General features: G+C 57.3%; 12 protein-coding genes. 5 read left to right on the forward strand and 7 right to left on the reverse strand.

The window, feature by feature from the left end; genetic code table 11:
* Nucleotides 1-289 precede the first annotated feature (289 nt).
* Complete coding sequence (cycA, locus tag ES815_RS11955) at nt 290-1699, forward strand: D-serine/D-alanine/glycine transporter (RefSeq protein WP_142487979.1); 1410 nt, start codon at nt 290-292, stop codon at nt 1697-1699.
* A gap of 65 nt (nt 1700-1764) precedes the next feature.
* Here the strand turns inward: cycA and ytfE are convergent, their stop codons facing one another.
* Nucleotides 1765-2427, reverse strand: a complete 663-nt coding sequence (ytfE, locus tag ES815_RS11960; RefSeq protein ID WP_106994067.1) for an iron-sulfur cluster repair protein YtfE — start codon at nt 2425-2427, stop codon at nt 1765-1767.
* 242 nt (nt 2428-2669) lie between these two features.
* On the opposite strand from ytfE, the gene ES815_RS11965 reads away from it, so the two are divergent.
* Nucleotides 2670-4319 carry a methyl-accepting chemotaxis protein gene (locus ES815_RS11965; RefSeq protein WP_142487980.1) on the forward strand — a complete coding sequence of 550 codons (1650 nt, stop codon included), beginning with the start codon at nt 2670-2672 and terminating at the stop codon, nt 4317-4319.
* Nucleotides 4320-4435: 116 nt separating this feature from the next.
* Here the strand turns inward: ES815_RS11965 and ES815_RS11970 are convergent, their stop codons facing one another.
* From ES815_RS11970 to ES815_RS11980, 3 genes are all read right to left on the reverse strand, one after another.
* Complete coding sequence (locus ES815_RS11970; protein ID WP_142490049.1) at nt 4436-5401, reverse strand: DMT family transporter; 966 nt, start codon at nt 5399-5401, stop codon at nt 4436-4438.
* 75 nt (nt 5402-5476) lie between these two features.
* Entirely contained in the window at nt 5477-6301 is an 825-nt protein-coding gene (locus ES815_RS11975; protein WP_142487981.1) for an AraC family transcriptional regulator, read from the reverse strand.
* A gap of 80 nt (nt 6302-6381) precedes the next feature.
* A complete protein-coding gene (locus ES815_RS11980) occupies nt 6382-7230 on the reverse strand; it encodes an SDR family oxidoreductase (RefSeq protein WP_142487982.1) in 849 nt (282 codons plus the stop codon).
* Between the two features lie 89 nt (nt 7231-7319).
* Between ES815_RS11980 and ES815_RS11985 the strand changes: the two genes are divergently transcribed.
* Complete coding sequence (locus ES815_RS11985) at nt 7320-7700, forward strand: winged helix-turn-helix transcriptional regulator (RefSeq protein WP_185902405.1); 381 nt, start codon at nt 7320-7322, stop codon at nt 7698-7700.
* Nucleotides 7701-7748: 48 nt separating this feature from the next.
* Here ES815_RS11985 and cpdB read toward each other — a convergent pair whose 3' ends face one another.
* Nucleotides 7749-9692 carry a 2',3'-cyclic-nucleotide 2'-phosphodiesterase gene (gene cpdB / locus ES815_RS11990; RefSeq protein WP_142487984.1) on the reverse strand — a complete coding sequence of 648 codons (1944 nt, stop codon included), beginning with the start codon at nt 9690-9692 and terminating at the stop codon, nt 7749-7751.
* 190 nt (nt 9693-9882) lie between these two features.
* Here cpdB and cysQ point away from each other — a divergent pair, with 190 nt between their 5' ends.
* Entirely contained in the window at nt 9883-10623 is a 741-nt protein-coding gene (cysQ, locus tag ES815_RS11995) for a 3'(2'),5'-bisphosphate nucleotidase CysQ (protein WP_142487985.1), read from the forward strand.
* Here the strand turns inward: cysQ and ES815_RS12000 are convergent.
* Complete coding sequence (locus tag ES815_RS12000) at nt 10617-11174, reverse strand: YtfJ family protein (protein ID WP_142487986.1); 558 nt, start codon at nt 11172-11174, stop codon at nt 10617-10619. The two genes, cysQ and ES815_RS12000, sit on opposite strands and share 7 nt — an antisense overlap.
* Before the next feature lie 325 nt (nt 11175-11499).
* Between ES815_RS12000 and ES815_RS12005 the strand changes: the two genes are divergently transcribed.
* Complete coding sequence (locus ES815_RS12005; protein WP_032616223.1) at nt 11500-11706, forward strand: DUF1107 domain-containing protein; 207 nt, start codon at nt 11500-11502, stop codon at nt 11704-11706.
* Between the two features lie 58 nt (nt 11707-11764).
* On the opposite strand, the gene ES815_RS12010 is transcribed toward ES815_RS12005, so the two are convergent.
* Nucleotides 11765-13102, reverse strand: a complete 1338-nt coding sequence (locus ES815_RS12010) for a hemolysin family protein (RefSeq protein ID WP_142487987.1) — start codon at nt 13100-13102, stop codon at nt 11765-11767.
* Nucleotides 13103-13290 lie beyond the last annotated feature (188 nt).

Genomic DNA, 13290 nt, shown 5'->3' on the forward strand with positions numbered 1-13290 from the left:
TCCCCAGCAGGGGAGGGGAAATCAGTTAAAAAACCTATAGTTACGCGCCAATCAACAGATTATCTTGCAAATAACCGCATTAAGTGTATTTTTGTGAGCTGTTTTGCGTGGCTTGAGTGATATGACACTCATTTTCAACATATTGTTAACATAATATTTAAATCATAGTATTCATCCCGCTGATTCTTACCTAATATCGATGAGTCCTTAACCGGGCCGTCGCTTTTCGACGTAATAAAGGGCCAGAAGAGCCTAAACAACACAGGCAGTTACAACAGGAAAACATCACATGGTAGATCAGGTAAAAGTCGTTGCCGACGAAGAGGCACCGTCTGAACAGTCGCTACGGCGTAATCTCACAAACCGTCATATTCAGCTTATCGCCATCGGCGGGGCCATCGGCACCGGGCTGTTTATGGGGTCAGGCAAAACCATCAGCCTTGCCGGTCCGTCGATCATTTTTGTCTATATGATCATCGGCTTTATGCTCTTTTTCGTGATGCGGGCAATGGGAGAGCTGCTGCTCTCGAATCTCGAATACAAATCCTTCAGCGACTTTGCCTCCGACCTTCTCGGGCCGTGGGCGGGTTACTTTACCGGCTGGACCTACTGGTTCTGCTGGGTGGTCACCGGGATGGCCGACGTCGTCGCCATTACGGCCTATGCGCAGTTCTGGTTCCCCGGGCTGTCGGACTGGGTTGCCTCGCTGGCGGTAATTGTTCTGCTGCTGAGCCTTAACCTCGCCACCGTAAAAATGTTCGGTGAGATGGAGTTCTGGTTCGCGATGATCAAAATCGTCGCCATTGTCGGCCTGATTGTGGTCGGCCTGGTGATGGTCATGACTCACTTTACCTCCCCGAGCGGCGTTGAGGCCTCGTTCTCCCATCTGTGGAATGACGGCGGCTGGTTCCCGAAAGGGCTGAGCGGATTCTTTGCCGGCTTCCAGATTGCGGTCTTCGCCTTCGTGGGGATTGAGCTGGTAGGTACGACAGCTGCTGAAACCAAAGATCCTGAGAAGTCTCTGCCGCGGGCGATTAACTCGATTCCCGTGCGTATCATCATGTTCTACGTCTTCGCGCTGATCGTAATTATGTCGGTCACGCCGTGGAGTTCCGTTGTCCCAACCAAGAGCCCTTTCGTTGAGCTGTTTGTGCTGGTGGGTCTGCCGGCAGCGGCGAGCCTGATTAACTTCGTGGTGCTGACCTCCGCGGCCTCGTCGGCTAACAGCGGCGTGTTCTCCACCAGCCGTATGCTGTTCGGCCTGGCGCAGGAAGGCGTGGCGCCGAGCGCGTTCGCCAAGCTCTCAAAGCGTGCGGTACCGGCAAAAGGGCTGACCTTCTCCTGTATCTGCCTGCTGGGCGGCGTGGTGATGCTCTACGTGAACCCAAGCGTGATTGGCGCGTTCACCATGATCACCACGGTCTCGGCGATCCTGTTCATGTTCGTCTGGACCATCATCCTGTGCTCGTACCTGGTGTACCGCAAACAGCGTCCGCACCTGCATGAAAAATCCATCTACAAGATGCCGCTTGGCAAGCTGATGTGCTGGGTCTGCATGGCGTTCTTCGTGTTTGTGCTGGTGCTGCTGACTCTGGAAGAGGATACCCGTCAGGCGCTGATCGTGACGCCGCTGTGGTTTATCGCGCTGGGACTGGGCTGGCTGTTTATTGGTAAGAAAAGAATGGCTGGCGTAAGGTAAAAGCGAAACGGCAACGTCGGTTGCCGTTTGTAGGCCCGGTAAGCGCTAGCGCCACCGGGCTTTTTTTATTCCCCGGCCAGCGCCCGCGGGAACAGCACGTTATTCTCGAGGCTGATGTGCTCCATCAGGTCGTCGATCATCTCGTTAATCCCGTTATACATTGCGCGCCAGGTGGTGCAGGCATCTGCCGGCGGGGTCACGTTGTTGGTGATGTGCTTGATCACCTCCACCAGTTCACCGGCGTCGTCATGCTCGCTTTCCATCACGCTGATGGGCCCCATCGCCTGGCTACCCATCCCCTGTTTGATCATCGGGAACAGGATCTGCTCCTCTTTCATCATGTGGCTGGAGAGCTCTTCGTGCAGCATGGTCAGGTTCTTCGCCAGACCGCGCGGGACAGAGGCTTTCTCCGCATGGACGCGCTCAACTTTGGTCGCCTGCAGGATCAGTTCCGGCAGCTGCTCACGGTGGCGGTCATGGTAGCGGACGATGATGTGATTGATGATTTCGCCCAGCGCCACACTGCGCCAGTCTTTTTCCAGCGGCTGCTCAGCCAGTTTTGCCAGTTCAGCTTCGATGAGGTCCAGATCCAGTTCCTTACGCGATGCCGCCCGCGCCAGGGTTTGCTTACCGCCGCAGCAGTAATCCATATCGTATTTACGAAACAGCGCGGAAGCGCGTGGGATGGAGAGCGCCAGCTCGCCTAAAGGTTGGTCGCGGAAGGCCATGGTCGTTACCTCATCGTTATTTGATAAGATGTATTTTAAATGCATCTTTAAGTTGAAGATATAACCCTTTAGGAGCAGAGGGTAAAAAGGAGGGTAATTCACAAAACTTTCTTATGGTTTAACTTGCTGAATGGATTTGATTATTTCCAAAAAATAGGGTGGTTAGACCACGAAACGTTAAATAACACGCCTGCTCTGCCGATATGTCCTCAACAGACAATGTCCTGCACATAAGGTTAAGAATGTTTAAACGGATTAAAGTAATCACCCTGTTAGTCTCGGTACTGCTGGTGCTCGGGCTGATGCAAATCATCGCCGCGACGGTTTTTATCAATGCCCTGAACAATGATAAGAGCAATTTCACCGTCTCCCAGCTGTCAAGCCAGAACGTGGCAGAGTTTACCGACGCGTGGATCAGTCTGAACCAGGCGCGCGTTACCCTTAACCGCGGCATGCTTCGTCTGCAAAGCAGTACGGCGACCGAGATCAACGGCACGCAGCTGGGCGAGCTGGTCACCGCCGGGAAATCCCTGCTGGCCGAAGCGCAGGGGCACTACGACAAATACTATGCCCTGCCGGAAACACCGGGTATGGATGAGAAGCTGGCCGATCGGCTGGAAGAGCAGTATCGCGCTTACCACACCACGCTGACGAAAATGAACGCGCTGTTGGCCGAGGGCAAGCTGGACGATATGTTCAAGCAGAATGCCGAGAAGAAGCAGGTGGCGATGCAGGCTGTTTACCGCGAATGGCGTGAAGCGCAGGCGAAGCTGACCAGCGCGGGCATCACCGATAACGAGAACGACTACCAGCGTATCCTGTGGATCCTCTCGGCCATTATGGTGGTTGTGGTGGCGGTGATTGTCGCCAGCTGGATCGCCATGCGCAACGTGCTGCTGAAGCCGCTGCATGAGGTGATTGCGCATATTCGCGCCATTGCCGCCGGCGATCTGACGCAACCGATCGATGCCCGGGGTCAAAATGAAATGGCGCTGCTGGCGCATAACGTTCACGAAATGCAAAAGGCGCTGGCCAACACCGTGGGCGTGGTCCGCGATGGGGCGGACACCATTTTCACCGGCGCCGGTGAAATCTCCGCAGGCAGCAACGACCTCTCTTCCCGCACCGAGCAGCAGGCGGCCTCGCTGGAAGAGACCGCAGCCAGCATGGAGCAGTTAACCGCCACCGTGAAGCAGAACGCCGATAACGCCCGTCAGGCGTCACGGCTGGCGCTGGATGCCTCCTCTACCGCGAAGAAAGGCGGAAACGTGGTTGAAGGCGTGGTGCGCACCATGGACGAGATCGCCACCAGCTCCAGCAAGATTGCCCAGATCACTAACGTGATTGATGGCATCGCCTTCCAGACCAACATTCTGGCGCTGAACGCGGCGGTAGAAGCGGCGCGTGCCGGCGAGCAGGGGCGCGGATTTGCGGTGGTGGCAGGGGAAGTCCGTACCCTGGCCCAGCGCAGCGCCCAGGCCGCGAAAGAGATCAAAGGCCTGATTGACGACTCTGGCGCGCGCGTCAGCGCGGGTTCCGCACTGGTGAATGAAGCCGGCGCGACGATGGCGGAAATCGTCAGCGCCGTCACCCGCGTGACCGACATCATGGGCGAAATCGCTTCCGCTTCGGATGAGCAGAGCCGCGGTATCGACCAGGTGGGTCAGGCGGTGGCCGAAATGGATCGTGTGACCCAGCAGAACGCCTCGCTGGTTGAGGAGTCTGCGGCGGCGGCGGCGGCGCTGGAAGAGCAGGCGGCGCGCCTGAACGAGGCGGTGGCGGTGTTTAAGATTGTTCACGGTCAGGCGGCCAAAGCGGTACCAGTGAAAACCTATACCGCAAAAGCGAAACCGGTGCTGGCCACAACGGACGCTAACTGGGAAACCTTCTGACAGACGCCGGGTGGCGCTAACGCTTACCCGGCCTACGAAACCTGCCGGGTGGCGGCTTCGCCTTACCCGGCCTGGGAAACCGTAGGCCCGGCAAGCGTAGCGCCGCCGGGCAATATCTACAGCTCCGAAGCCGGAACGACCAGGGGTTTTTCCGGCTTCGCGCTGACCGCGATCACCACTCCCACCACCAGCAACACAATCCCCGTTCCGGTTAACAGCGGCGGCAGACTCTGGCGCATCAGGAAGGTATACAGCAGTCCAGCCAGGGTTTCGAAAACGATCAACGGCCCCAGGATCACCGTCGGCAATTTCTGGCTGGCGACGTTCCAGCACAGAGCACCTACCCACGAGCAGCAGATGGCAATCGCCACCATCAGCCCGAGGAAGACCCAGGGACGCGGCCCCAGCGGCAGGGCGAAGTCCGGCTGCTGCACGTTCAGCCAGGCGCAGGCGGCGAGATAGCCCAGCAGCGATACCGGCAGCGTTACCAGCGCTTGCGCGGTAGCCCACATCATCGGATGTTTGTCCGGATTTTCCCGCAGCCAGCGGGCATTACGCAGGGCATACCATGCCCAGCAGACCACCGACACCGACGCCAGCAGGATCCCCGAGACATAGCGCCAGCCGCTGCCTCCGGCCACGCCGTGCCGCAGCTCGGCAATGTTGACGCAGGCCAGCCCCAGGGCAATGGCGATCAGCCCGGGCACCATCTTCGACCATGCCAGCTTGCCGTCGCGCTGGCTGTAGAGCAGATTGGCGAACACCGGGATCACCACCGGCAGCGTGCCGATGATCATCGTTGAGACGGGGGCCCCGGTACGCTGAATGGCGCTCGCCAGACAGATGTAATAGATGAGGTTGCCCATCATGGTCAGCGCCAGCGCGGTCAGCCAGTCGCGACCGGTAAGCTGGCGTAACCGCGCGCGGCCGAGCCAGGCGATCGGCAGGGCGATCAGCCCCAGCGCCAGGTAACGCCCCATCGACTGCAACGCCGCCGGGTACTCCGGCACAATCAACGGGCCGACAAAAATCAGCCCCCACATCAACCCTGCAAGCAGGGCATACAACACGCCGCTAACCATTTTTCTATCCATTTTCGCTGAACCTGCTGGCAGTGTAGAAAGGCAAAAGGGGGGCGTATTGTATGAGATTGCGCATTAGCGCTTCGCGACCTGTTTCTGGTAGCGCACGGGGGTGATGCCGTACCGACGCGTAAACGCCCGGGTCAGGTGCGACTGATCGGTCAGGCCCGTCGCGGCGGCCACTTCTGCCGCCGGGAGCCCTTGAGTAAGAAAGGCTTTGGCGCGCCACAGGCGGATCGCCATCAGCATCTGGTGGGGCGTGACGTGAAAATGGGCCTTAAACTGGCGCTGGAAATGATACGGGCTGAGCGACACCACCTGCGCCAGCTCATCGAGGGTCAGGGAGTGCATATAGTTGTCATGCAGATAGTCGCGCACGCGCTCGAAGCGATGCGTCCCTTCGTGCAGAACCGGGGCATGGCGCGCCAGCGGCTGGAAGGTATCAATCAGATCCAGCAGCATTCCCTTTTGCGCCAGCGGATCGTCGGTATGCCACAGGCCATAGATCAGCTGCCCGATCTGCTGCGAACGGCGGGGATCGTGGCGGGTGACCTCGCTGAACCACCAGTGGCGGATGCCCGTCACCTCTTCCAGCAGATCCGGCTCGAGGTAGATCATCCGGTAGCGCCAGCCGTCGGCGGTTTCGGCCTCACCGGTATGCAGCTCATCGGGATTCATGGTGACAACGGAATGGACGGGAGCGACGTACTGCGTCCCGCGATAGCGAAAGCGTTCGGCACCGGCTTCAATAGCGCCGATACCGAAGGCCTCGTGGGTGTGGGGCTCAAAGGCGTAGCGGGAGATATGGGCGTGATACAGCTCCACGCCCGGCAGCTGCGCCAGATGGCGGAAGCGCGCGCTGTCTCTCTCATCGAAGAACTGTTCGGGTACGCCTTGCACGGTGAGCCTCCTCGCGGGTCAGATTTCATTATCAGAGATGACCCGCGGGGATGCCACAATAATTAACCAGCTTTTAACAATTACAGGATGCCCTTCACGCTCTCGGCCAAGGGGGTAGTCGGACGGCCCAGCAGCGCGCGCAGAGTATGGCTGTCATCAAACAGACCGCCCTTCGAGGCACCAACGTCGGAGTCGGCCAGCATATCCGCCAGGCCCGCCGGCAAGCCCACGCCCTTCAGCGCGGCGGCAAAATCGGCCTCGCTCAGGTCCTGGTACGCCACGTTTTTCCCGCTCTGGCGGCTCAGTTCGGCAGCCAGGTCGCTTAACGTCCACGCCTGGTCACCCGCCAGCTCATACACTTTCCCGGCATGACCCTCTTCGCTGATGACGCGGGCCGCAGCGGCGGCATAGTCGGCGCGGGTGGCAGAGGCGATTTTGCCTTCACCCGCAGAGCCGATGAAGACGCCATGCTCCAGAGCCGGTGGGGCGCTGGCGAGGTAGTTTTCGGTATACCAGCCGTTACGCAGCAGGGCGTAAGGAATGCCGGAGGCTGCCAGCGCTTTTTCGGTGTCGACGTGTTCCACGTGCAGCCCCAGCGGGGAAGTGTCGGCATGCAGCAGGCTGGTGTAGGCGATAAATTTCACGCCCGCCGCCTTCGCCGCGTTAATCACGTTCTGATGCTGCGGCGCACGCTGGCCCACTTCGCTGGAGGAGATCAGCAGCAGTTTATCCACGCCCGCAAGCGCGGCAGTAAAGGCGGCCTGGTCGGTGTAATCGGCCTGACGGACGGTCACCCCCTGCTGGCTCAGCGCGTCGGCCTTCGCCGGGTTACGCACAATGGCGACCAGCTGGTTGGCCGGAACGGTTTTCAGCAGCTGTTCAATAACGAGTTGGCCAAGCTGGCCGGTAGCGCCGGTAATCGCGATCATGATGAATATCCTTCGTCTCGTGTGAATGTTGTGGCACACTAACACTCAAGCTAACTTTTAGTAAGTACGTACAAAAAGGTAAGTATCAAATGACGAATCCAACCCTTAGCGAGCAACTGCGCGACGGCAATCTCTTTGCCGAGCAGTGCCCTTCCCGGGATGTGCTCAAGCATGTGGCCAGCCGCTGGGGCGTGCTGATCCTGGTGGCGCTGCGTCAGGGGACGCACCGCTTTAGCGATCTGCGCCGCAAGATGGGCGGGGTGAGCGAGAAGATGCTGGCCCAGTCGCTGCAGGCCCTGGAGCAGGATGGGTTTATTAATCGCGTGTCGTACCCGGTGGTACCCCCGCACGTGGAGTACAGCCTGACGCCGCTGGGAGAGGAGGTGAGCGAGAAAGTAGCGGCGCTGGCCGACTGGATCGAGCTGAATTTACCCCAGGTGATGAGCAACCGGGACGAGCGTGCGGCGTGATGCCGGGTGGCGGCTGCGCCTTACCCGGCCTACAAAACGCACTTGCTGCTATTTGCTCAAATCTAATTGATAAATCGCGAATCCGATCTCATCGGTGGCTACCTGATGCATCGGATACTGCGCTTTCTCTTTGATAAACGCCGCCGCTTTCTCTGATGGCGATGTCTCAAAGCGAACATCCAGCTTCACGTCGCTGTGGATCGGCGCCAGACGCCAGTTGTTATCCGCTGCCGGGTGGATTTCACCCGATTTTTTCGACTGCTCACCGATCCATGCCGCCAGCACCGAGCGGTTCTCGTCCGGTGAGGCGAAGGCGATATGGCTGTCGCCGGTCCCGGCAAACTTGCCGCCGTAGGCGCGATAGTTGTTGGTTGCTACCAGGAAGGTCGCTTTTGGATCAATGGGTTTGCCGTTGAAGGTCAGGTTTTTGATACGCTCCGCCTGAGCATTCACCACCTGGCACTCGCCGTCATATTTCGCCGGCCGGGAGACATCAATCTGGTACTCCACGCCGTCGATCACGTCGAAGTTATAGGTGCGGAACCCGTCCCAGTTGATCAGCGACTGCGGCTGGGTGCTGTTCTTATCGATTTGGTTGAACTGTCCGGCCGAGCACTCCAGCCACTCCTTCACCTCCTGACCGGTGGCTTTGACCACCACCAGGGTGTTCGGATAGAGATAGAGGTCGGCGGCGTTACGGAAGGTCAGCTGGCCTTTTTCCACTTCGACGTAGCTGGCCGGATCGTTCTTGCGCCCGCCCACCTTAAACGGCGCGGCGGCGGAGAGCACCGGCAGTTTCGCCAGGTCCGGATCGCCCTGAATATAGCGCTCCACGTAGGCTTTCTGCGCCATGTTCACCACCTGCACGGTGGGATCGTCCTGCACCAGCGACAGGTAGCTGTACATGTTGTCGGAAGACTTACCGATCGGCTTGCTGACAAACTCGCGGGTGGCGTCGTGGTCGTGCTTCAGCGCCTCGACGATCTTTTTATCCTCGCCCACCAGCGCTTTTTTGGCCGCCAGATCGTAAATCGGTCGCGCTTCGGCCTTCGACTCAGTGACCTGCCATTTGCCGCCGTCATTATTCAGCACCAGATCGACCACCCCAAGGTGATCGCCCCACATGCCCGGCATCACCGCGGGCACGCCGTTCAGCGTCCCTCTGGCAATATCCGCCCCTTTGATGCTGGCGAAATCTTTGCCCGGGAATACCGCGTGAGCATGGCCGAAGAGAATGGCGTCGACGCCTTTCACTTCGCTGAGGTAGTAGACCGAGTTTTCCGCCATCGCCTGATACGGATCGGCAGAGAGACCGGAGTGGGCCACCACCACCACCAGATCGGCGCCTTTCTCGCGCATCTCCGGCACATACTTACGGGCGGTTTCGGTAATGTCATTGACCGTCACTTTGCCGCTCAGGTTGGCCTTATCCCAGGTCATGATCTGCGGCGGCACAAAGCCGATATAGCCAATCTTCAGGATCTGCGCTTTCCCGTCCTGGTCGACCACGGAAGTCTCTTTGATCAGATAAGGGGTGAACAGCGGCTTGTTGGTGTTAACGTCGATGATATTGGCGTTAACGTACGGGAATTTGGCCCCGGACAGCGCCATGTGCAGATAATCCAGCCCGTAGTTAAACTCATGGTTACCGAGGTTGCCCACCGCGTAATCCAGCGTGTTCAGCGCCTTGTAAACCGGGTGGATATCGCCCTTTTTCAGACCTTTCGCCGCCATGTAATCGCCAAGCGGACTACCCTGAATTAAGTCCCCGTTATCGACCAGCACGCTGTTTTTCACTTCGCTGCGGGCGGCGTTAATCAGGCTGGCGGTGCGCACCAGACCAAACTTTTCCGTCGGCGCATCTTTGTAGTAGTCGAAGTCCATCATATTGCTGTGCAGGTCGGTCGTTTCCAGAATGCGGAGATCGACCGTCGCCGCCTGTACGCTCGCTGCAATCAGCGTCGCCAGGAGCGTTGCGCTAAACTTAATCATCAGAGGAGTCCTTTTTTTGAACCAGGCCACAAAAGAATATGTATCTATATTTTTTTGCTTACAGAATTGTGAATCCTGCCAGAAAAAAGAGCCCTGAAACCGGAATTGCTTCACAGATAGCGGATTTATTCACAATGCGATATAAATAAAACAAAGAGTTAAACCCACTGTGTTAACAAAGAGGTGGAGAATGTTAGATAAAATTTGTCAGCTCGCACGGGATGCGGGCGATGCCATCATGCAGGTCTATGATGGCAAGATCCCGATGGACGTGATCCAAAAAATCGATGACTCACCGGTGACCGCCGCCGATCTCGCGGCGCACGGGGTGATCCTGCAGGGTCTGCAGGCGCTGACGCCCGATATTCCGGTGCTGTCAGAAGAAGATCCTCAGCCCTGGGATGAGCGCCAGCACTGGCAGCGTTACTGGCTGGTCGATCCCCTGGATGGCACCAAGGAGTTCATCAAACGTAATGGTGAATTCACCGTGAACATTGCCCTGATTGAGAAAGGCAAAGCGGTGCTGGGGGTGGTCTATGCCCCGGTGCTGAAGGTGATGTACAGCGCCGCCGACGGCAAAGCGTGGAAAGAAGAGTGCGGCGTGCGTAAGCAGATTCAGGTGCGTGATGCCCGTCCGCCGCTGGTGGTGATCAGCCGTTCGCACTCGGATAACGAACTGCAGGAGTATCTGCATCAGCTGGGTGAGCATCAGACAACCTCGATTGGCTCCTCGCTGAAGTTCTGCCTGGTGGCAGAAGGGCAGGCGCAGCTCTATCCTCGTTTCGGGCCGACCAACGTCTGGGATACGGCGGCAGGCCACGCCGTTGCCGCCGCCGCGGGAGCGCACGTTCACGACTGGCAGGGCAAGCCGCTCGACTATACCCCGCGTGAATCCTTCCTCAATCCCGGCTTCCGGGTCTCGCTTTACTGACCGAGCAGCTTATGCAGCAGGGCAATCACCTGCTGCACCTCTTCCTGGGTCAGCGCCCCGTCTTTCGCCCACTGAACGCGGCCCTCTTTATCCAGTACGGCCGCCGCTGAACTCTCTTCTTCCAGCTGCCACGCGCCGCGTGCCGTACCGTTACTGTCGACGATGATCTGCGACCACGGATAGAGCTTTTTATTGCTCTCCAGGCTGCTGCGCACAAACATGCCCGAGCCCGGGATCGCATCGTCGGTGTTGACGATGGTAGTGGTCTGGTAGCTATCTTTTGGTAAATGTGCCGACTTGATCGCTTCAATCAAGGTTGCGTTTTTCTCTTTTGCCGACGAGCGGCCGGCAATATGTAGCACAACTCGCACTTTGCCTGGGAGCTGCGCGCTATTCCATTTTTTGTAGCTAAACTCATTATTGTCGAGGATCAATTCTCCCCGGTCGGCAATGCCCACCGGCGGCACACGTTGTCCCTTCTCGAAATTATGTGCAGAAGCCATCAGTGGCAGCAACAGGCAGGCAGTTGCCAGGATGTTACGTAGGGTCATGGTGTTTCCTTATTTTTTTGGCAGGTGATCCGACCACTTGGTCATAGGTTTTAATCATAAGTGCGATCGCGGCGCTTTACCCGCAATCCCGGTGCCAGAGTGAGGGGGAACGCACATATCTGCACAAAAACGAAGGCATATACTGTTCGAAAGTGACCATTGCAAAGAATATTCTGATTATTTGTCATCAAAAGGTAAATAAACTTATGCAGACTGGGTGTCACCGTTTTTCTCGTCTATAGTCATTGGGCAACAAAATTTGCGCTCCAGAGAGTCGGCCCGATTGTGGCGCCGCAAGAGCGTATGATTCGCAGGAGATAATAGAATGAAAATTTTTCAACGCTACAATCCGCTTCAGGTGGCGAAATACGTAAAAATCCTGTTCCGTGGACGGTTGTATATCAAGGATGTTGGCGCTTTTGAGTTTGATAAGGGCAAAATCCTTGTCCCAAAAGTGAAGGATAAACAGCACTTTTCTGTGATGTCCGAAGTCAACCGTCAGGTTATGCGTCTGCAAACTGAGATGGCTTAACCAACGTGCTATGCAGTAAAAAAAACGGCTCCCAAAGGGAGCCGTTGATGTTTCTGGCTTAGGCCGAAGCGTTCTCTTCGGCATCCGGCAGTTTCGGCACCAGCACGGTGGGCTTGTTGTCGATGCGCGTCACCAGCAGCTGGTCGATGCGGTAGTTGTCGATATCCACCACTTCGAACTTGTAGCCCGAGAACTTCACCGAGTCGGTGCGTTTCGGGATCTTACGCAGCATAAACATCATAAAGCCGCCAATGGTCTCGTAGTTGCCGGACTGCGGGAACTCGTCGATATCCAGCACGCGCATCACGTCGTCAATCGGCGTGCCGCCGTCCACCAGCCATGAGTTCTCATCGCGCGCCACAATTTGCTCTTCCAGACCCTGGCCCACCAGGTCACCCATCAGGGTGGTCATCACGTCATTGAGGGTGATGATTCCCACCACCAGCGCGTATTCGTTCATGATCACCGCGAAGTCTTCCCCGGCGGTTTTGAAACTTTCCAGCGCCTCGGAGAGCGTCAGGGTGTCCGGGACAATCAGCGTATTGCGGATCTGCACGCCGCTGTTCAGGGCCAGGCTCTGGTTCGCCAGCACGCGGTTGAGCAGGTCCTTGGAGTCGACATAGCCAATGATGTGATCGATATCTTCATTACAGACCAGGAACTTGGAGTGCGGATGTTCCGCCACCTTGGTCTTCAGGCTCTGCTCGTCTTCGTGCAGATCGAACCAGATCACGTTCTCGCGGCCGGTCATTGATGACGGCACGGTACGGGACTCCAGCTCAAATACGTTCTCGATCAGCTCATGCTCCTGCTTACGCAGCACCCCTGCCAGCGCACCGGCCTCGAACACGGCGTAAACGTCATCAGAGGTGATGTCGTCTTTACGCACCATTGGCAGCTTGAACAGGCGGAAAATGGTGTTCGCCAGGCCGTTAAAGAACCACACCAGCGGACGGAACACGAACAGGCAGAAGCGCATCGGGTTGATGATGCGCAAAGCCACGGCTTCGGGCGCAATCATACCGATGCGTTTCGGGGTCAAATCGGCAAACAGAATGAACAGGCCGGTCACCAGCGAGAAGGAGAGGATAAAGCTCAGCTGCTCGGAGAGTTCTGGGGAAAAGTACTTAGAGAACACGCTATGGAACACCGGGGAGAAGGCGGCATCGCCGACAATACCGCCCAGGATGGCGACCGCATTGAGGCCAATTTGCACCACGGTGAAGAACATCCCCGGGTTTTCCTGCATTTTCAGCACACGTTGAGCATTAATATCGCCATCATCGGCGAGAAGTTTGAGTTTAATTTTACGGGATGCGGCCAGGGAAATTTCTGAAATTGAGAAAAATGCACTGACGGCTATCAGACAAAGTATTACTAAAATACTGTTTAACATATCTTATCCGGCTTCTCGCCAGATCCTCGGAGGGAAGTTGGTCACACAGGGTTGTAGACATTTTGAACACCGGTCCGAAGCGGTAGGCCGGTTATTTCAGCGGCTAGTATAGCGTAACGAACTGTAAAGTCGCCAGAGATCACTTTTTGAGCCGGTTCTGCCCACAAACAGGCAGAACCGGTTTACTG

This window comes from Leclercia adecarboxylata, from assembly GCF_006874705.1.
Lineage (GTDB): Bacteria > Pseudomonadota > Gammaproteobacteria > Enterobacterales > Enterobacteriaceae > Enterobacter > Enterobacter adecarboxylatus_C.

Coding starts and splice junctions, on each gene's coding strand:
- ES815_RS11980 (WP_142487982.1), bottom strand. CDS start 7,230: ATGATCGCGATTACCGGCGCTACCGGCCAGCTTGGCCAACTCGTTATT.
- ES815_RS11965 (WP_142487980.1), top strand. CDS start 2,670: ATGTTTAAACGGATTAAAGTAATCACCCTGTTAGTCTCGGTACTGCTG.
- cpdB (WP_142487984.1), bottom strand. CDS start 9,692: ATGATTAAGTTTAGCGCAACGCTCCTGGCGACGCTGATTGCAGCGAGC.
- cycA (WP_142487979.1), top strand. CDS start 290: ATGGTAGATCAGGTAAAAGTCGTTGCCGACGAAGAGGCACCGTCTGAA.
- ES815_RS12005 (WP_032616223.1), top strand. CDS start 11,500: ATGAAAATTTTTCAACGCTACAATCCGCTTCAGGTGGCGAAATACGTA.
- cysQ (WP_142487985.1), top strand. CDS start 9,883: ATGTTAGATAAAATTTGTCAGCTCGCACGGGATGCGGGCGATGCCATC.
- ES815_RS11970 (WP_142490049.1), bottom strand. CDS start 5,401: ATGGTTAGCGGCGTGTTGTATGCCCTGCTTGCAGGGTTGATGTGGGGG.
- ES815_RS11985 (WP_185902405.1), top strand. CDS start 7,320: ATGACGAATCCAACCCTTAGCGAGCAACTGCGCGACGGCAATCTCTTT.
- ytfE (WP_106994067.1), bottom strand. CDS start 2,427: ATGGCCTTCCGCGACCAACCTTTAGGCGAGCTGGCGCTCTCCATCCCA.
- ES815_RS12000 (WP_142487986.1), bottom strand. CDS start 11,174: ATGACCCTACGTAACATCCTGGCAACTGCCTGCCTGTTGCTGCCACTG.
- ES815_RS12010 (WP_142487987.1), bottom strand. CDS start 13,102: ATGTTAAACAGTATTTTAGTAATACTTTGTCTGATAGCCGTCAGTGCA.